At 68.1% G+C, this 17,168-nt stretch carries 20 protein-coding genes; 12 read left to right on the forward strand and 8 right to left on the reverse strand.

All coding sequences use genetic code 11. The annotated features are described in order from the left end of the window. Nucleotides 1-2: 2 nt before the first annotated feature. Nucleotides 3-1,682, reverse strand: a complete 1,680-nt coding sequence (gene pgi, locus ACZZZN_RS03305) for a glucose-6-phosphate isomerase (RefSeq protein WP_463503799.1) — start codon at nucleotides 1,680-1,682, stop codon at nucleotides 3-5. A 36-nt stretch (nucleotides 1,683-1,718) separates the two neighbouring features. Here pgi and ACZZZN_RS03310 point away from each other — a divergent pair, with 36 nt between their 5' ends. Both ACZZZN_RS03310 and ACZZZN_RS03315 read left to right on the forward strand, forming a co-directional pair. Next, nucleotides 1,719-2,729 carry a hypothetical protein gene (locus tag ACZZZN_RS03310; RefSeq protein ID WP_463503800.1) on the forward strand — a complete coding sequence of 337 codons (1,011 nt, stop codon included), beginning with the start codon at nucleotides 1,719-1,721 and terminating at the stop codon, nucleotides 2,727-2,729. 51 nt (nucleotides 2,730-2,780) lie between these two features. Continuing rightward, nucleotides 2,781-3,113, forward strand: a complete 333-nt coding sequence (locus tag ACZZZN_RS03315; RefSeq protein ID WP_463503801.1) for a DUF7882 family protein — start codon at nucleotides 2,781-2,783, stop codon at nucleotides 3,111-3,113. Between the two features lie 9 nt (nucleotides 3,114-3,122). Here ACZZZN_RS03315 and ACZZZN_RS03320 read toward each other — a convergent pair whose 3' ends face one another. After that, entirely contained in the window at nucleotides 3,123-3,734 is a 612-nt protein-coding gene (locus ACZZZN_RS03320; RefSeq protein WP_463503802.1) for a flavodoxin family protein, read from the reverse strand. Between the two features lie 109 nt (nucleotides 3,735-3,843). Here ACZZZN_RS03320 and ACZZZN_RS03325 point away from each other — a divergent pair, with 109 nt between their 5' ends. Next, nucleotides 3,844-4,047 carry a hypothetical protein gene (locus tag ACZZZN_RS03325; protein ID WP_194763630.1) on the forward strand — a complete coding sequence of 68 codons (204 nt, stop codon included), beginning with the start codon at nucleotides 3,844-3,846 and terminating at the stop codon, nucleotides 4,045-4,047. A gap of 3 nt (nucleotides 4,048-4,050) precedes the next feature. On the opposite strand, the gene ACZZZN_RS03330 is transcribed toward ACZZZN_RS03325, so the two are convergent. The 3 genes from ACZZZN_RS03330 to ACZZZN_RS03340 are packed head-to-tail and all read right to left on the reverse strand — an operon-like array spanning nucleotide 4,051 to nucleotide 5,465. Beyond that, nucleotides 4,051-4,653, reverse strand: a complete 603-nt coding sequence (locus ACZZZN_RS03330) for a GNAT family N-acetyltransferase (protein WP_463503803.1) — start codon at nucleotides 4,651-4,653, stop codon at nucleotides 4,051-4,053. 4 nt (nucleotides 4,654-4,657) lie between these two features. After that, nucleotides 4,658-5,050, reverse strand: coding sequence for an ImmA/IrrE family metallo-endopeptidase (locus tag ACZZZN_RS03335; RefSeq protein ID WP_463503804.1), 393 nt, complete (start codon nucleotides 5,048-5,050; stop codon nucleotides 4,658-4,660). A gap of 37 nt (nucleotides 5,051-5,087) precedes the next feature. Beyond that, a complete protein-coding gene (locus ACZZZN_RS03340) occupies nucleotides 5,088-5,465 on the reverse strand; it encodes a helix-turn-helix domain-containing protein (RefSeq protein WP_463503805.1) in 378 nt (125 codons plus the stop codon). A gap of 93 nt (nucleotides 5,466-5,558) precedes the next feature. On the opposite strand from ACZZZN_RS03340, the gene ACZZZN_RS03345 reads away from it, so the two are divergent. The 3 genes from ACZZZN_RS03345 (at nucleotide 5,559) to ACZZZN_RS03355 (ending at nucleotide 7,288) form a co-directional block, all read left to right on the forward strand. Continuing rightward, entirely contained in the window at nucleotides 5,559-5,783 is a 225-nt protein-coding gene (locus ACZZZN_RS03345) for a helix-turn-helix domain-containing protein (protein WP_463503806.1), read from the forward strand. Nucleotides 5,784-5,924: 141 nt separating this feature from the next. After that, on the forward strand, nucleotides 5,925-6,854 hold the full coding sequence (locus ACZZZN_RS03350) for an aldo/keto reductase (protein WP_463503807.1): 930 nt from the start codon (nucleotides 5,925-5,927) through the stop codon (nucleotides 6,852-6,854). Between the two features lie 41 nt (nucleotides 6,855-6,895). Then, entirely contained in the window at nucleotides 6,896-7,288 is a 393-nt protein-coding gene (locus ACZZZN_RS03355) for a PLDc N-terminal domain-containing protein (RefSeq protein WP_463503808.1), read from the forward strand. Here the strand turns inward: ACZZZN_RS03355 and ACZZZN_RS03360 are convergent. Genes ACZZZN_RS03360 through ACZZZN_RS03370 form a run of 3 tightly spaced genes read right to left on the reverse strand, consistent with a single transcriptional unit; the run spans nucleotide 7,285 to nucleotide 10,121 of the window. Next, nucleotides 7,285-8,271 carry an epimerase gene (locus tag ACZZZN_RS03360; protein ID WP_463503809.1) on the reverse strand — a complete coding sequence of 329 codons (987 nt, stop codon included), beginning with the start codon at nucleotides 8,269-8,271 and terminating at the stop codon, nucleotides 7,285-7,287. The two genes, ACZZZN_RS03355 and ACZZZN_RS03360, sit on opposite strands and share 4 nt — an antisense overlap. Beyond that, on the reverse strand, nucleotides 8,268-8,897 hold the full coding sequence (locus tag ACZZZN_RS03365) for a DUF4166 domain-containing protein (RefSeq protein ID WP_463503810.1): 630 nt from the start codon (nucleotides 8,895-8,897) through the stop codon (nucleotides 8,268-8,270). The genes ACZZZN_RS03360 and ACZZZN_RS03365 overlap by 4 nt, the downstream gene beginning before the upstream one ends. 9 nt (nucleotides 8,898-8,906) lie before the next feature. After that, nucleotides 8,907-10,121 carry an ROK family transcriptional regulator gene (locus ACZZZN_RS03370; protein WP_463503811.1) on the reverse strand — a complete coding sequence of 405 codons (1,215 nt, stop codon included), beginning with the start codon at nucleotides 10,119-10,121 and terminating at the stop codon, nucleotides 8,907-8,909. A gap of 113 nt (nucleotides 10,122-10,234) precedes the next feature. Here ACZZZN_RS03370 and ACZZZN_RS03375 point away from each other — a divergent pair, with 113 nt between their 5' ends. The 6 genes from ACZZZN_RS03375 (at nucleotide 10,235) to ACZZZN_RS03400 (ending at nucleotide 17,152) form a co-directional block, all read left to right on the forward strand. After that, nucleotides 10,235-11,344 carry a Gfo/Idh/MocA family protein gene (locus tag ACZZZN_RS03375; protein ID WP_463503812.1) on the forward strand — a complete coding sequence of 370 codons (1,110 nt, stop codon included), beginning with the start codon at nucleotides 10,235-10,237 and terminating at the stop codon, nucleotides 11,342-11,344. Beyond that, complete coding sequence (locus tag ACZZZN_RS03380; protein ID WP_463503813.1) at nucleotides 11,341-12,849, forward strand: sugar ABC transporter ATP-binding protein; 1,509 nt, start codon at nucleotides 11,341-11,343, stop codon at nucleotides 12,847-12,849. Before ACZZZN_RS03375 ends, ACZZZN_RS03380 begins: the two co-directional genes overlap by 4 nt. After that, nucleotides 12,846-13,928: an ABC transporter permease gene (locus ACZZZN_RS03385; protein WP_463503814.1), complete on the forward strand. Its 1,083-nt coding sequence runs from the start codon at nucleotides 12,846-12,848 to the stop codon at nucleotides 13,926-13,928. The genes ACZZZN_RS03380 and ACZZZN_RS03385 overlap by 4 nt, the downstream gene beginning before the upstream one ends. Further along, complete coding sequence (locus ACZZZN_RS03390; RefSeq protein WP_463503815.1) at nucleotides 13,925-14,974, forward strand: ABC transporter permease; 1,050 nt, start codon at nucleotides 13,925-13,927, stop codon at nucleotides 14,972-14,974. The genes ACZZZN_RS03385 and ACZZZN_RS03390 overlap by 4 nt, the downstream gene beginning before the upstream one ends. Before the next feature lie 2 nt (nucleotides 14,975-14,976). Next, entirely contained in the window at nucleotides 14,977-16,185 is a 1,209-nt protein-coding gene (locus ACZZZN_RS03395; RefSeq protein ID WP_463503816.1) for a substrate-binding domain-containing protein, read from the forward strand. A 115-nt stretch (nucleotides 16,186-16,300) separates the two neighbouring features. After that, nucleotides 16,301-17,152 carry a sugar phosphate isomerase/epimerase family protein gene (locus ACZZZN_RS03400; protein WP_463503817.1) on the forward strand — a complete coding sequence of 284 codons (852 nt, stop codon included), beginning with the start codon at nucleotides 16,301-16,303 and terminating at the stop codon, nucleotides 17,150-17,152. Nucleotides 17,153-17,168 lie beyond the last annotated feature (16 nt).

A 17,168-nucleotide genomic window follows, 5' to 3' on the forward strand; every position in this document is an offset into this window, starting at 1 on the left:
CTCTACTTCCGGTTCGCCGCGTAGTACGCGAGCAGCGCCTTGGTCGACGCGTCCTGCCCCTCGATGGCCGACTCGTCTCCGCCGATGGCGGGCGCGATCTGCATCGCGAGCTGCTTGCCGAGTTCCACGCCCCACTGGTCGAAGGAGTTGATGCCCCAGATCGTGCCCTGGGTGAAGGTGATGTGCTCGTAGAGCGCGATCAGCTGGCCGAGCACCTGCGGGGTGAGTGCGGGCGCGAAGATCGACGTCGTCGGGCGGTTGCCCGCGAACGTGCGTGCGGCGACCAGCGCACCGGTCGTGCCTTCGGCCTCGACCTCTTCCGTCGTCTTGCCGAATGCGAGCGCCTTGGTCTGGGCGAGGAAGTTCGCGAGGAACAGCTCGTGCACGTCCTGCCCGCCGTCGGTCAGCGGGTACGCCGGGTTCACGAAGGCGATGAAGTCGGCCGGGATCAGCCGGGTGCCCTGGTGGATCAGCTGGTAGAAGGCGTGCTGTCCGTTGGTGCCCGGCTCGCCCCAGAACACCTCTCCGGTGTCGGTCGTGACGGGGGTGCCGTCCCAGCGCACCGACTTGCCGTTGGACTCCATGGTGAGTTGCTGCAGGTAGGCGGGGAACCGGCTGAGCTGCTGCGCATAGGGCAGCACGGCGTGCGACTGCGCACCGAAGAAGTTGACGTACCAGACATTCAGCAGGCCCATCAGCACGGGCACGTTGCGCTCGAGCGGGGTCGTGCGCACGTGCTCGTCGACGGCGTGGAAGCCCGCGAGCAGGTCGCGGAACGTGTCGGGCCCGAGAGCGATGGCGAGTGACAGTCCGATCGCGGAGTCGACCGAGTAGCGTCCGCCCACCCAGTCCCAGAAGCCGAACGCATTGGCGGGGTCGATGCCGAACGCGGCGACCTTGTCGAGCGCGGTCGACACGGCCACGAAGTGGTGTGCGACCGCGTCGGTGCGTGCATCGTCGGCATCCGCGATGGCCCCGGATGCCTCGAGGCCCGCCCACAGCCAGTCGCGTGCGAGGCGCGCGTTCGTGAGCGTCTCGAGCGTGGTGAAGGTCTTCGACGCGACGATGAAGAGCGTGGTCTCGGGGTCGAGGTCCGCGGTCTTCTGCGCGAGATCGGTGGGATCGATGTTCGACACGAAGCGGGCTTCGATGCCGGCATCCGCGTAGGGCTTCAGTGCCTCGTAGACCATGACGGGGCCGAGGTCGGAGCCGCCGATGCCGATGTTGACGACGTGGGTGACCTTCTTTCCGGTCACGCCCAGCCACTCACTCGCGCGCACACGCGACGCGAAGGCGCTCAGCGCGTCGAGAACGGCCTGCACATCGGTATCGACATCCTGTCCGTCGACGACGAGCGCGGGAGAGGCACCCGCCGGGCGACGCAGTGCAGTGTGCAGCACGGCTCGGTCTTCGGAGGTGTTGAGGTGCGTGCCCGCGAGCATCGCGGCGTAGCGATCGGCGACGCCGGTCTGCTCGGCCAGGCGCAGAAGAGCGGCGAGAACCTCGTCGGTGACGAGGTTCTTCGAGAGATCGACATGCAGGTCTGCCAGAGGGAACGACAGGGACTGAGCACGGTCGCCGTCTGCGGCGAACCAGCCGCGGAGATCGGGGGTGAACGCACCGTGCAGGGCGGTGAGCTCGGACCAGGCGGGCGTGGCTGTCGGATCAACGGGAGCGGTCATGATCCCACGGTACTGCGATTCAATAGGATGACGGAGATGACCGAGCTGAGCCCTCACGAGACCCGGGTGCGGTCGAGCATCTCACGTCTCCTGATCGTCACCCCGCTGCTGGTGGGGATGGCGCTGCTCGCCGGAGCCGTCGGCTGGACGCTGGCAAGCGATGACCTCGGCTTCTTCGGCTTCCTGCTGATGCTGATCGGCGGATGGGCCGTGGCCTTCGCGTTCGTGAATGCGACGCTCGAGATGCGGCCTCCCGCGCTCGGCGCAGTCGTGCACGGGGGCGTCGCCGCCGCGCTGACCGTGCTGATGTACTGGCTGATCGAGCACGGGAAGGAGCCCATCGGGGCGCTGCCCGAGACCGCGCGCGCGGTGGCTGTGGTGCTGCAGATCGCCGCGGGGCCCGCGATCGGCTGGATCTGGCTCGGTCTCCTCTCTCGGATCACGAGCGTCTTCCAACGCCGCGATTCCGCGCGAAGGCCCGCGCGGGTGGCGCCTGTCTGGGAGCGAGACGACAGTGGCGACGGCTCGGTCGTCGAGGTCGCAGCCGTCGAGGCGCGGCTGCGGGTGATCACGACGTGGATCGTCGCGACCGTGCTGGTCGGCGGCCTCGGCTGCGTCGTTCTCCTCATCGCCGTGGGCGATGTGGCACTGCAGGCAGGGCCCAAGATCGCCGTCATCGTCGTCGGGGCGGTGATCGCTCTCCCCGCGTACCTGCTGTTCCTCGCCGTGGTGCGTCGGCGCACCGTCTCGTGCTCCGTGGCGTTCGGCAACGACGAGCTGCGCATCCGCACGGACTCGGTCGTCCACACCATCCCCTTCCCGCAGATCGAACGACTCGTCTGGCGCACTGCGAGCGACTACGCGCGGATCGAGGTCGTCGGCGCGGGCGTCGACCTCTCGCTCATCGTCGGCCTTGCGAAGGCGGATGCCGGGCGCACTGCCGAGCTCCCCGCGCTTCCGCGACGGGTGTTCCGCCGATTCGAGCGCGAGGGGTTGATCGTCGAGCGGGGACGCCGCGACGATATCGTGACCTTCCGGCGACCATGACGACCGGCTGTCGAGTGCGCGTCAGGGCGCCGATCGGGGTACGGTTCACTCATGGGAAGACTGCGATACGACGGCACCTCGGAGCCGATCATCATCGAAGACGAGACGCTTGCACACCTCAAGGTGATCATCGGCACGAAGCTGCGCCGGCAGGAGAGCTTCATGATGACGTGGCACCCGACCGAGGGTGGGGATCCCGGCCGGGTCACGGTCTGGATCCATCCCGCGATCCCTCTGCAGTTCCTGTTCACCGCCGCCGAGCCGCAGCAGATCGAGAAGTCGCGCATCGAAGACATGATGCACGCGCTCAACGCGACCGGTGAACTCGTGATCGACGAGTTCGTGCAGCCCAAGGTGCTGACCGCCGGCGCACCTGCCGCTTGAACTCAGCACCTATTCGGCGGGGTAGCCACCTTCTCTGAGGCTGTGGGCGAGGTGCGCGGCATTGCGTGCCGCCGTCGCCGTGGCCTGTGCGACCTTCTCCGGGGTCTCGGGAAGGTCCTTGTAGTCGACGGTGTGCATCGCCTCGCCGTTCCAATACACGGATCCCTGGGCAGGCACGGTGAAGCCCACGTCGTTGAGGGACTGGAACAGGATCGCCGCGATGTGGTGCGCGCCATCCTCGTTGCCGACCACCGCGGCGATCGCCACCTTGTCGAACAGGATCGGCCGGCCCTGGTCGTCGGTCTCCGCCAGCTCGGCGTCGAGGCGCTCGAGAACACGCTGGGCGATGCTCGAATGCTGGCCCATCCAGGTCGGCGTCACGAAGACGAGGATGTCGGCGTCGAGGACTCGCTGTCGCAACGCGGGCCACTCGTCGTCCCCGCCCATGTCGGCTTCGACGCCGGGACTGATCACGTGATCGACCGCGCGCACCAGACTCCCGGTGACGCCGTGATCGGCGAGCGCCTCGAGGATCTGCGAGCCGAGCAGATCGGAACTCGACTCGGCGGGGGACGGCTTGAGGCTGCAGGTGATGGCGAGGGCGGTCAGCGTGGTTGTCATGCAGGGAAGGCAACCATGCCGTGCTCTTCGCGGGCAGGGGCTTTCGTGCGGGGGATCTCTGCGCTAAAGGTATCCTTGATGCTGGCCGGTTGTTCAGACAGGAGACCCCGTGATCCTCAGCTTCATCTTCTTCATGATCCTCTTCCTCGGAGGCATCTGGCTCATGGGGCTCGCGCAGTCGCTTGAAGACTTCCAGGCGATCGTCTTCATCGCCGGCATCCTCATCGTCAGCCTGTCGCTGGCGTTCATGATGCGTCAGCGCGGCTCGGCCACTCGCCGCAAGGACAACTGGTCGGGCAACGCGACCGAGTGACGCTCAGCGTCGCCTCGTGAGCCTCATCTCGAGGTTCGCCCGCACCGCGGGCCACTCGGGCTCGATGATCGAGAACTCCACGCTGTCGCGCAGTGCTCCGTTGCGGTAGCGGCTGATCGCCCGCATCACGCCGTCCTGCTTCGCGCCGAGGCGCTCGATCGCCGCGCGCGACTGGAAGTTCACCCACTGCGTCGTGAGGCCGACGCGGAACACTCCCAGTTCGTCGAACGCGTGGCGCAGCAGGAGCAGCTTCGACTCGGCGTTCGTCCCCGTGCCGTGCGCGGAGGGCCTGTTCCATGTGTACCCGATGTGCAGGCGCGGGACGTCTTCGACCATGTCGTAGTACGACGTCAGACCGAGAATGCGTCCGGACGCGTCGAACGCCGTGAACGGGATCATCCCGCCCGTCTCGACCAGGCCGATGCGTCGGTCGATCTCTGCGGCGAGCCCGTCGGGGGAGGGCACCGAGGTGTACCAGGCGTTCTTCCACAGGTCGCCCTCGAGAAGCGCGTCGAGGAGGCCGTCGTGATGCGACGTCTCGAGCGGGCGAAGCTCGACGAGGCGTCCGGTCAGGGTGGTCGGTGCCGGCGTGGTGCGGAAGCTCATGCTCTCATTCAACCAGCGCGACGGCACTGCGCCGGAGCAGACGTTGATAGGCGAGCACGATCTCGACGGTGACACCGAGCTCGAACGCGAGGCTGGCAGCATGAGGGCCCCTCAGTTGTTCGGCGTCGGCGTAGGAGCGAGGGCTGATGAGCAGGCGCGCGGCCCACTCGTCGGCTCGCTGCTCTTGGCGGCCACGCACCGACCGATCCGATGTGGGGACATGGCCCAGCACGGCGTGCCCCAGCTCATGGGCGAGAACGCTGCATGTCGCGCGGGTGCTCATGCCCGGCTCGATGCGGATCGTCGAGGTCGACGGTTCGAACCCGCCTCGCGAGGCTCCATGACGCTCGACGAGACGAAGGCCGTGCTGCTCGATCAGCAGGAGGAGCAGTTCCATGCGGACCCCCTCGGTCGATGACGGTCGGTCGCGACCCTCAGTCGTAGAGGTCGTCGGTGTCGCGGCCGTGCGGCAGATCGGAGTCGAACGCCACTTCGGCGTCATTCTCTCGTCGACCGCGGACATCGGTGCGGGGATGCAGGCGAGTGATGATGGCATCGGCGCCCGAACCGTCGGTGCGGAACCGATCCTCTGCCCGCTCGAGGATGACGTGCGGCTGCACGCCGACCACGGCGCTCACCTGATAGAGCACGGGGACGGGGATGTCGCGCTTGCCCGTCGTGTAGTTGTCGAGAGCGCTCCGCGAGACGCCGATGTCGCGCGCCATGCGCGCGATGCTGCTGCCGGCGGCGGCGATCTCGGCCTTGAGCTGCCGCCCGACGGCGCGGTTGTAATCCTCGGCCGGTGTCGTCACGTGAGTCACGATAGCACCGGGATGCATCCAGGATGCTGTCATGCTGGAGCGTCTGATCTTGTCGCTCTTCGGTGCTGGCGATAGTGTCGTCGAGTGACGACACATATGCGACGGGTGATCGCAGAATCAGTGCTTCGCGAGCTTGCCGACGCCGGCGAGACGGTGCCCTGGCTGGCGGAGAGATCGGGGATCGCGGTCGGCGCCCTGCAGGCGAAGCTGTCGTCGCGCCGCGACTTCACGATCACGGATCTCGCGTCCATCGCCGGGACCCTCGGCATCCCGGTCGCACGTCTCGTGCCGCCGTCCTCCGATCGGTGAACCCGGCGACGCCGGGCACCGGATCGGGGGAGAGGTGACGGCCGTGACTCCGGGGAGAGTCGCGCGCCGCGGGATGCGGTCGGAGGCGTCGTGGGGTCGTGCTCCGACCGCATCCGTGTGCGAGGGGCTAGCGTGGACGGCATGAAGAACGTGCCCTTCGGCTCCACATCGGCCCCCGCCCTCATCGCCGGAATGATGCGCATCGACGACAAGGACGATGCGCAGATCCGCGAGCTCTACGACGCCGCTCGGGACAGTGGCATCGACTTCTTCGACCACGCCGACATCTACGGCGGCAGCATGCACTTCTGCGAATCGCGATTCGCCGACGCGCTGCAGCTTTCCCCCGCGGATCGCGACGAGATCGTGCTGCAGACGAAGTGCGGCATCGACCCTGCTCAGCAGGCGTTCGACTTCTCGTACGACCACATCATGCGCCAGGTGGAAGGCTCGCTGCGCGCGCTTCGCACCGACCGCATCGACGTGCTGCTGCTGCACCGCCCCGATGCGCTCGTCGAGCCCGAAGAGGTCGCCCGAGCCTTCGACGAGCTCGAGGCCGCCGGAAAGGTGCGAGCGTTCGGTGTCTCGAACCACACGCCGAGGCAGATCGATCTGCTGCGCACCGCGGTGACCCAGCCGTTGGTCGCGAATCAGCTGCAGCTGTCGATCACGCACGCCCCGATCATCTCCCAGCCGATCGCCGCGAACATGCTCGCCGAGCAGCAGAGCATCGTCCGCGACGGGGGCGGCATCGTGGAGTACTGCCGTATCAACGGCATCACGATCCAGGCATGGTCGCCGTTCCAGGGCGGATTCTTCACCGGCGTCTTCCTCGGCAACCCCGAGTATGCAGAGCTCAATGCGGTGATCGATCGGCTCGCCGCGTCGTACCGCGTCGAACCGATCGCGATCGCGACGGCGTGGATCACCAGGCATCCTGCGCACATGCAGGTGGTGCTGGGAACAACGACGCCCGCGCGGGTGCGAGACGCCGCAGCCGGCGCGGACATCGAGCTCACACGAGCCGAATGGTACGAGCTCTTCCGCGCCGGTGGTCATCTGCTCCCGTAGACGCTCACGCGCGACGGCGGTGGGTCGTCTACCCTGAACACATGCCGTTCCTGTTCTCGATCCTCGTCATCGTGCTGATGGTCGGCGCGCTCGTCGACATCATCAAGCGCGAGGACTCGCAGGTGCGCTTTCTTCCGAAGATGGCGTGGATCGTCATCGTGATCCTGTTGCCGTTGATCGGCGGTCTGCTGTGGTTCGCGATCGGCCGCGAGTACTCGGAGGCGGGACTGCGGATCCCGCGCATGCGCCCAGCCGGCCGACCGAGCAAGCGGCCCGCTCCTCAGCCCGCGCCGCCGCCCTCGGCACCTGTCGACACCCGAACGACCGAGCAGCAGATCGCAGATCTCGATCGCGAGATCGAGGAGTGGCGTCTGCGCGCCGAGCTCGAGAAGCGGCGGCGAGAGACCGACGGCGACGGGTCCGCGACGCTCTAGGCGACCGCGGCAGCGTCGAAGGACTCGCGCACCGCCTCGTCGAGATCGGGGTAGGCGAACTCGAACCCCGCAGCGATGAGCTTCTCGGGGAGCACCCAGCGGCTCTTGAGGATCAGCTCGGTCTCGGTGCGGATGCCGATGGCGCCGAATTCGAGCATCCACCGCGGCATCGGCGGCCCTATGACGGCGCCGGCCTCGCGTCGGACCGTCGCCATGAACTCGCGGTTGTCGACCGGGTTCGGAGCCGCGGCGTTGACCGGACCTTGGAGTTCGGGGTGCCGCTCGACGAAGTCGATGATCCGGGCGACGTCCTCGACGTGCACCCAGCTGAATCGCTGTCGGCCGCCGCGCGCACCCGGATCATGCGCTGTTCCTGCAGCCCGGCGTGAGCGGCTGATCGGCCACCGTCCATCGAGCTGCGTGCCGCCGAGCCCCACCCGCGCGAGAGACCGGAGAGGGCCGAGCACACCGCCGTGGCCGAGCACGATCGCACTGCGCAGCGCGACGCGTCGCGTGTGCGGGAGCTCGTCGGCGAACAGCGCGCGTTCCCATGCCTTCGCGACCTCGACCGAGAAACCACGGCCGATCTCACCGGTCGACTCCGTCATGGGACGGTCCTCGGCGTGGCGGTAGATCGTCGCGGTCGACGAGTTGATCCACAGCGCGGGCGGAGCATCGGCTCGTGCGATCGCGGTGCTCAGCGATGCCGTGGTGTCGAGGCGGGAGCGGAAGATGGCCGCGCGGTTCTCGGGTGTGTACCGGCAGTTGACACTCTTGCCCGCGAGACCGATCACGAGGGATGCTCCGTCGACAGCACGATCGATGGCCGCCTGGTCGCCCCAGGAGATGTCGGCCCCCGTGCGCGAGATGGTCACGACCTCGCGGCCTGCGGCGTGCAGTCTCGGCTCCAGGTAGGTGCCCATGAAACCAGTCGATCCGCCGATGACGACCCTGCCGCCGGGCTCCGGGGTGGCGTCGCTCATGCGGGCTCGCTCTCGATCGAGTACTCGAAGAAGCCGGTGTACTCGTACACGCGTCCGAGCAGCGGGGCGTCGATGGTCATGTTCACGTGATGACGCTCGCGCTCGTCGTCCCACCGTTCGACCAGGGCGATCGTCGGTCGCAGGAACGCGGGGGCGGCGAGACGCAGTCGGCCGAGTCGTAGCCCGACCCGGCGGATCGACAGCACGACGGCGCCGTCGCGCACGTCGATGTCGAACGTCGTCACCACGGTGCGGCGGGGACCGATCTCATTGCGGAGGATGCCGGCGGGGGTCAGCTCGACCACATCGGGCATGATCCAGGTGCGCCCGGGCAGGTCGAAATGGCGAACGGCGAGCGCGCGCCCGTCGACGGTGCGGTTCTCGATGCGGAACGGGACGTCGGTCTCCCAGCCGGAGAAGGCGACGCCCAGCGCCTCAGCGATGCGGAAGACCGGCCACAGCCAGCGATGCCGCGATCCGGCGGTCGTGAAGGTGCCGCGTCCGATGCCGACGTGCCCGTCGGGAATGGTGCGGAAGTACCATCCGGTCTTCGGATGCAGTTCGGCGATGCGGTCGCCGAGCGCACGCTCGTAGGGGGACTCGTGAGGATTCTCCGCGGCAGTCACGGGGCAAGCCTAGGCGCTGTCCCCTGACGGCGGAGCGGGTGCAGCCAGGCGTCGGTCGATGCTGGTCGGCGAGAGCACGTCGCGAGCGACCATGATCGCGGCACCGAGCACTGCTGCTCGATCGCCCGCTTGGGACTGCACGATCGCGAGGTGCTGGGTGGCGAGAGGGATCGAGCGCCGGTAGACGACTTCGCGGACGCCTGCCAGCAGATGCTCGCCGGCTCGCGCGATGCTGCCGCCCAGCACGATGATCGACGGGTTGAGCAGGTTGACGACAGAGGCGAGGACTTCCCCCACATCGCGTCCGGCCTGGCGCGTGGCGGCGATGGCCGCCGTGTCGCCGGAGCGGACGAGGTCGATCACGTCGGCCGGCCCGTGCGCCTCGCGACCCTGTGCGCGAAGGGTGGCAGCGAGAGCGGACCCGCTCGCGAGGGCTTCGAGGTCTCGCTCGTCATCCGCATCGAGCGACGCCGCCGCACGGCCGGGCACCTGCACGTGGCCCATGTCGCCGGCGGAGCCCTGTGCGCCCCGCTGCAGTTGGCCGCCCGCGATGATGCCCGCGCCGATCCCGGTGGACACCTTGACGAAGACGAGGTCGTCGACGTGCGGCCAGATCGTGGCGTGTTCGCCGAGCGCGAGGATGTTGACGTCGTTGTCGACGAGCACGGGGACATCGAACGTGCGTTGCACGTAGCCGGGCACGTCGAAGCGATCCCACCCCGGCATGATCGGCGGATTCGTCGGACGCCCGCTGGAATGCTCGACGGGCCCGGGGACTCCGAGGCCGATACCCAGGAGCGGGGTCCCCGCGGCGGCGGGGGAGTCGAGCAGGGTTGCGCCGTCGTGCAGGATCAGGTCGAGCAGCTTCTCGGGTCCGTCGCCGATGTCGATCGTGCGGGTGTGCGAATCGAGGAAGACTCCGGCGAGATCTGTCAGAGCCACAGTCGCGTGCGTGGCGCCGAGGTCGACGGCGAGCACGAGTCCGGCGCGGGCGTTGAAGCCGACGCGCGCAGGGGGACGTCCTCCCGTCGACGCGGCTTCGCCTGCGGGGATGAGCAGCCCGGCGGCGAGGAGCGCGTCGACGCGGACCGACACGGTGGATCGCGCGAGTCCGGTGATCGCGGCGAGCTCGGCCTTGGTGCGCGCCGTTCCGTCACGCAGTATCTGGAAGATCTCTCCCGCGCCGGGACTGGGAGGCGCGGACGGCCGCGAAGCGTCAACCATTGCGTCAGTAAACCACAGCACTTCGATGCATCCGCGACGAACTTCCGATTCGTTACAAATGACTTTTGACGAATGTCTAGCAAAAGGCGGACCCTCATGTCAGACTCACCGGCATGACAACGGATGTCACTGGCACCGATCTCGGAACGATCCGGATCGGCATCCTCGGCGCAGGGTTCATGGCCCGCGTTCACCGCACTGCGGCCAGGGACGCCGGCGGCGAACTCCGTGCGGTCGCCACCCGTTCGGCATCGAGCGGTCGCCGGGCCGCAGACGACCTCGGTGCAGCGCGCGCGGAGACCGACGCCGCTGCGCTGCTCGCCGCAGACGACATCGATGTCGTGCACATCTGCACACCCAACGCCACGCATGCCGATCTGGCGCTGCGTGCGCTCGAGGGCGGCAAGCACGTGATCTGCGAGAAGCCGCTGGCCACGACCTCGGCAGACGCCCGTGAGCTCGTGCAGGCCGCAGCATCCCACGGCCGGGTGGCGGCGGTGCCGTTCGTCTACCGCTACCACCCGATGGTGCGCGAGGCTCGAGCCCGAGTCGCCCAGGGCGACACCGGTGAGCTGCTCACACTCGACTGCTCGTACCTGCAGGACTGGATGCTTCTCTCCACCGACGACGACTGGCGCGTGCGATCGATCTCGGGTGGGCGGTCCCGCGCATTCGCCGACATCGGCTCACATCTGTGCGACCTCATCGAGTTCGTGATCGGCCAGCGCATCCGCTCGCTGAGCGCTCGTACCCGCAGGGTCTTCGCAGAGCGTGCCGGACAGAGCGTCGACACCGAGGACATCGTCGCGATCCTCATCGAGACCGACTCCGGGGCACTGGGCACGCTGCTGATCTCGCAGATGGCGGCGGGGCGCAAGAACGCGCTGACGCTCGAGCTGCACGGCTCGCGTCAGACCCTCCGCTTCGAGCAGGAACGGCCGGAGGAGCTGTGGATCGGGATGCGCGACGAGTCCCGACTGCTGCTGCGGGACCCTGCCACTGCGGCGCCGGACTCGGCCCGACTGCAGCGGGTGCCGTCGGGACACGCCATGGGCTATCAGGACGCATTCAACGGATTCATCGCCGACGTGTACGCGGCGATCAGGGGCGAGAGGCCGGACGGACTGCCGACCTTCGAGGACGGGTTGCGTTCGACGGTGCTGACCGAGGCGGTTCTTGCCTCGGCTGCGGCGGACGGACGATGGACGGAGGTGGCGGCATGACCGCGACGATCACACAGCCGGTGCTCGAAGTCTCGGGCATCCGCAAGTCGTTCTTCGGCGTCGAGGTGCTCACGGGCATCGACTTCGACGTGCGCCCCGGCGAGGTGCACGGGCTCGTCGGCGAGAACGGTGCGGGCAAGTCCACTCTGATGAAGATCATCGCCGGTGTGCAGCCCGCAGACGAAGGGGTGGTGCGGTATCGGGGAGAAGAGGTGCGGCACGCGCACCCTCGGCAGGCGATGGACGACGGCATCGTCACCGTCTTCCAGGAGTTCACGCTGCTGCCCGAGCGCACCGTCGCCCAGAACGTCTACCTCGGTCGAGAGCCCCGCCGAGGCGGGTTCGTCGATCAGAGGGCCATGATCCGCCGCACGGCCGATCTGCTCGCCGACCTCGGCGTCTCGTTCATCGAGCCGCAGGCCCGCGTCGGCTCGCTGACGGTCGCCGAGCAGCAGATCGTCGAGATCGTGAAGGCGCTGTCGTTCGACGCGCAGGTCATCTCGATGGACGAGCCGACCGCGGCGCTCAGCGACCGCGAGGTCGAGCTGCTCTACGCGATCATCCGCCGACTCACCTCGCGCGGAGTCGCCGTGATCTACGTCTCGCACCGGTTGAAGGAGATCTTCGATCTCTGCGACCGCATCACGATCCTCAAGGACGGCGCTCTCGTGTCGACCGATGAGACGGGCGCGTTGACGACCGACGAGCTCGTGCGCCGCATGGTCGGCCGCTCGATCCAGTCGTACTACCCCGACGCCGTCGAGGGCACCGTGGTGGGGAAGCCGCGGCTCGAGCTCGACGGCTGCGGCAACGCGTTCGTCGACGGGGTCTCGCTCACCCTGCGTGCCGGAGAGATCGTCGGGATCGCCGGGCTCCAGGGCTCAGGTCGCACCGAGCTGGTCGAGGGCGTCTTCGGGATCGACCCGTTCGTGCGCGGCGCCATGCGGATCGACGGCTCGCCGACGCGCATCACCAGCGCCAGGGCCGCCGTGCGCGCAGGCCTCGCCCTCGTCTCGGAGGATCGCAAGGCGCAGGGACTCGCGCTGGGTCAGTCGGTGCTCGACAACACCCTGCTCGTCATCCGCAGCGTCTTCGCCGGTCGCACGGCTGCGTCCAGACGCGAGGTGCCGGGAGTGCTCAGCTCTCTCGAGATCAGCTCGCGCGGCCTCGACCAGGAGGTGCGCTTTCTCTCCGGCGGCAACCAGCAGAAGGTCGTGCTCGCGAAGTGGCTGCTCACCCAGCCGCAGATCGTGCTCTTCGACGAGCCGACCCGCGGCATCGACGTCGGCGCGAAGTACGCCGTGTACCAGCTGATGCGCGATCTTGCGGCTCAGGGCAAGGCGGTGCTCATGGTGTCGAGCGAACTCCCGGAGGTCATCGGCATGAGCGATCGGATCCTCGTGATGCACGACGGCGAGCTCGTCGCCGAGCTGCCGGCAGGATCCGCCGAGCATGAGATCCTCGGCGCGGCCACGGGCGCCATCGTCGACGGAGGTGCACGATGAAGCGGTTGCGGATCGACTCGACGGTCATCGTGCTCGGCATCCTGGTCCTGACGCTCATCGTCGGTGCCATCCTCGTCGGCACCGTGGGGCGGAACTTCTTCAGCCCCGGCAACATCCGCGACATCCTCACCGGCATGAGCGTGCTCGGACTCGTCGCGATCGGCCAGACCCTCGTGGTGCTCGGCGCGTCGCTCGACCTGTCGGTCACCTACGTCATCAGCCTGTCGAGTCTGCTCGCCGCGACCACCATGAACGGCGATCCTGCGAACATCCCCGCGGCGATCGCCGTGACGCTGGTCGTCTGCGCCGCCATCGGCCTGGTCAACGGACTGATCGTGACGGTGCTCAAGGTCAACGGATTCATCGCCACCCTGGGCGTGGGCCTGATCCTGCAGGGCATCCTCAACACGAACTTCGAGGGTTCCGCGGGCATGGTGCCGTGGGAGTTCCAGCTCATCGGCGCCACGGGCGTCGGGCCGGTGCCCGTCTCGACCATCATCATGATCGTGCTCGCCGTGGTCGTCTGGTTCCTGCTGAACCGCACACGCACCGGCGCCCACCTCTTCGCCGTCGGCGGGGACCCCGAGATCGCCCGCCTGTCGGGGGTCCGCACCCGCCCGCCGCTGATCGCGGCGCACGTGCTCTGCTCTGTCTTCGCCGGACTCGCCGGCCTGCTGCTCGCGAGCCGTCTCGGCGTCGGCAGCCCCACCGTCGGCCAGCAGGGCGGCTACGCGCTGCTCTCGATCGCCGCGGTCGTGCTCGGCGGCACGCTGCTGCTCGGCGGCCGAGGGTCGGTGTGGGGGGCGCTCGGCGGTGTCGCGATCCTCGCGGTGGTCGACAACGTGATGAGCGTCATGCAGGTGAACCCGTTCCTGAAGGACGTCGTCCGCGGTGTCGTGATCGTCGCCGCGGTCGCCGTCTACAGCCGCCGGGCGATCGTCCGTCGCCGACCGCGCTTCGGCGCCGGGGGCACGAGAACAGGCGGGGACGACGCCGCCAAGGCCGCCGAGGCAGAGATGGCAGCCGCGGCCTCGGAGCTCGCGGATACCACCGCCGCTGCGGAAGGAGGTCGCGCATGAACGCGCTGCGCACACTCGTCAGCCCGCGCGGGGCGGTGTTCCTGCTGCTCGTGATCCTGCTCGTGGCCGTCATGATCCTGAATCCGAGCTTCGCGGAGCCCGGTCAGTTCATGCGGTTCATCCAGCGGGTCGCCCCGATCGCGATCGTCGCGATCGGCCAGTACTTCGTCATCATCGCGGGGGAGTTCGACCTGTCGCAGGGATCGCTGATCACCGCGCAGGTGATCATCGCCGGCAACCTCGTCGGGCAGGACGACTCCCGCACGATCCCCGTGCTGCTGCTCATGATCGTCTTCGGGGCGGTGATCGGGCTCGTCAACGGCGTCATCACGACGCTCCTCAAGGTGCCGTCGTTCATCGTCACGCTCGGCATGATGCTCGCGCTTCTCGGCGGCGTCATGTGGTGGACGGGAGGAGCCGCCACCGGCAACCCCGCCGACAGCTTCCGAGAGATCGGCCGCGGCGGCATCCGCGACGTACCGCTCGTCGAGTTCATCCCCTGGGCCGTGTTCATCCTCATCGGCTGGCTCGCCCTCGGCATCTGGATCACCAAGCGGCCGCTGGGCAAGCTGCTCATCGCGGTGGGCGACAACGCCACGGCGGTCGACTTCGCCGGAGCCCGCAGCGCGTGGGTCACCACCCGTGCGTTCATGATCTCGTCGCTCTCCGCGACGCTCTCGGCAGTGCTGCTCGTGGGGTACGCCGGAGTGCACCCCTCGGTCGGCCGTGGCTACGAGTTCGTGGCGATCACCGCAGTCGTCCTCGGTGGCGTGGTGCTGGGCGGTGGCCGAGGCTGGATCGTCGCGGCGGCGGCAGGCGCGTTCGCCCTCGAGGCGCTGTTCATGCTGCTGAACATCGCCGGGGTCCCCTCGACGCTGCGTGACGCCGTGCAGGGTGTCATCATCATCGCCGCCGTCGCCTACTCGGCTGTCGCCTTCCGAGCGCGGCGCAAGCGGGGTCCCCAGACCTCTCCCGATCTCACGACCGCAGAACCTGCAGAACCCGTAATAACCAGCACCATCCACACAGAAACCAGAGGAGATTAGCAATGCGACGATCAATGAAGATCGCCACCGCAGGGGTGGCTCTCTTCGGACTCATCGCGCTCGCCGGGTGCACGACCGACCCGTCCGTGGCGCCCGCAGAGTCCGACAGCCCCGAGGAGTCGGCGGAGACGACCGAATGGTTCGACCAGGAGCTCTTCGACAAGCAGATGGAAGAGCGGGATGTCGAGCCCCAGGGCCCGGCAGATGAGCCGTATCTGCAGCACATCAACGCCGAGATGATCGATACGTCCGAGTTCGTGAGCGAGGGGGCCAAGAAGGCCTGCTTCGCGAACGCGTCGATCTCGAACCCGTGGCGCCAGACCGGCTGGATCACCATGAACGAGCAGCTCAAGTCGCTGCAGGAGGCCGGTGCCATCAGCGAGATGGAGACGCGTGATGCGCAGGACTCCGACGACACGCAGATCGCCGACATCGACTACTTCATCGCGGAGGGCGGCTGCGATGTCTTCCTCATCTCGCCGAACAGCACCGCGGCGATGACCCCGGCCGTCGAGCGGGCATGTGAGACCGGCAAGCCGGTGATCGTGTTCGACCGCGGCGTCGACACCGACTGCCCCGTCACGTTCATCCACCCGATCGGCGGATTCGCGTGGGGCATCGACACCGCCGAGTTCCTCATCGACAACCTCGAGGAGGGCGACAAGGTCGTGGCTCTGCGCATCCTCCCCGGCGTCGACGTGCTCGAGCACCGGTGGGCCGCCGCCGAGAAGCTCTTCGACGAGGCCGGCATCGAGGCCGTGGACTACTTCACCGGGGCCGACCCGGCGGAGATCAAGAGCATCATCAGCGACGAGCTCGCCAAGGGCGACGTGCAGGGCATCTGGATGGATGCCGGTGATGGAGCCGTCGCCGCCATCGAGGCGTTCGAAGACGCGGGCGCGGACTACCCGGTCATGACCGGCGAGGACGAGATGAGCTTCCTCCGCAAGTGGAAGGACACGGGTCTCACGGGTCTCGCCCCGGTGTACTCGAACTTCCAGTGGCGCACGCCGCTGCTCGCCGCGCAGATGATCTTCGCGGGCGAAGAGGTGCCGAAGGAGTGGGTGCTGCCGCAGAAGCCGATCACCGAGGGTGAGCTCGACGCCTACCTCGAGGCGAACGACGGCATGCCCGACGGACACTACGCGAAGTTCGGCGGAGAGAACCTCCCCGGCTACCCGACGGTGTGGCAGGAACGCCAGATCCCGTAAAGTCACGCGTGCGGGCGTTTCGTCTCGCTTCGCTCGCTCAACGACCAGAAACGGTCGTCGAGCGAGGAGCGAAGCGACGAGACGAAACGCCCGCAGTCATCCCCGAAGGAGCAGGATGCCTCGCACGATCGCCGTCAACACCTGGGTGTGGACCTCTCCGCTGACCGATGCGACTCTCGAGCCCCTCGCGCGGAAGGCCGCCGAGATGGGCTATCAGGCGCTGGAGCTGCCGCTCGAGAACGTCGGCGACTGGCATCCCGGGCGCACGCGCGAGGTTCTCGACGGACTCGGCCTCGGCGCGATCATCGTCGGAGCGATGGGTCCCGGCAGGTCGCTGCTCTCGAGAGCGGGCGACGTGGCCGCCACACGGGACTACCTGCGATCGTGTCTCGACGCGGCCGTCACGCTCGGGTCGAATGTCGTCGCAGGCCCCTTCTACGCTCCGACCGGCGTGACCTGGCGGATGACGGCGGAGGAGCGTGCGGAGATCGTGCGCGAGTTGCGCGAAAACCTCCGCCCCGTGGCTGAGGAGGCCGCATCTGCGGGCATCGCACTCGCGATCGAACCGCTCAATCGATACGAGACCAGCGTGCTGAACACCGTGGAGCAGAGCCTCGACGCCCTCGCGCCGCTGTGGGGCGCCGGCGTCGGACTCGCCCTCGACACCTACCACCTCAACATCGAGGAGAAGAAGCCGACCGAAGCGATCCGCGCCGCGGGAGCGGCGATCGCCCATGTGCAGGTGTGCGGCAGCGACCGGGGTGCGGTGGGCGACGATCACACGGACTGGCCCGAGATCCTGCTCGCCCTGGACGACGCCGGATACCGCGGGCCACTCGGACTCGAAAGCTTCACGGGTGAGAACGCCACGATCGCGGTGGCCGCGTCGGTGTGGCGTCCGCTGGCGTCGAGCCAGGACGAGCTCGCCTCGCGCAGCATCCAGGCGTTGCGAGCCTTCGGAGCCTGAGTCCTCACACGAGAAG

This window comes from Microbacterium sp. AC145, assembly GCF_979258505.1.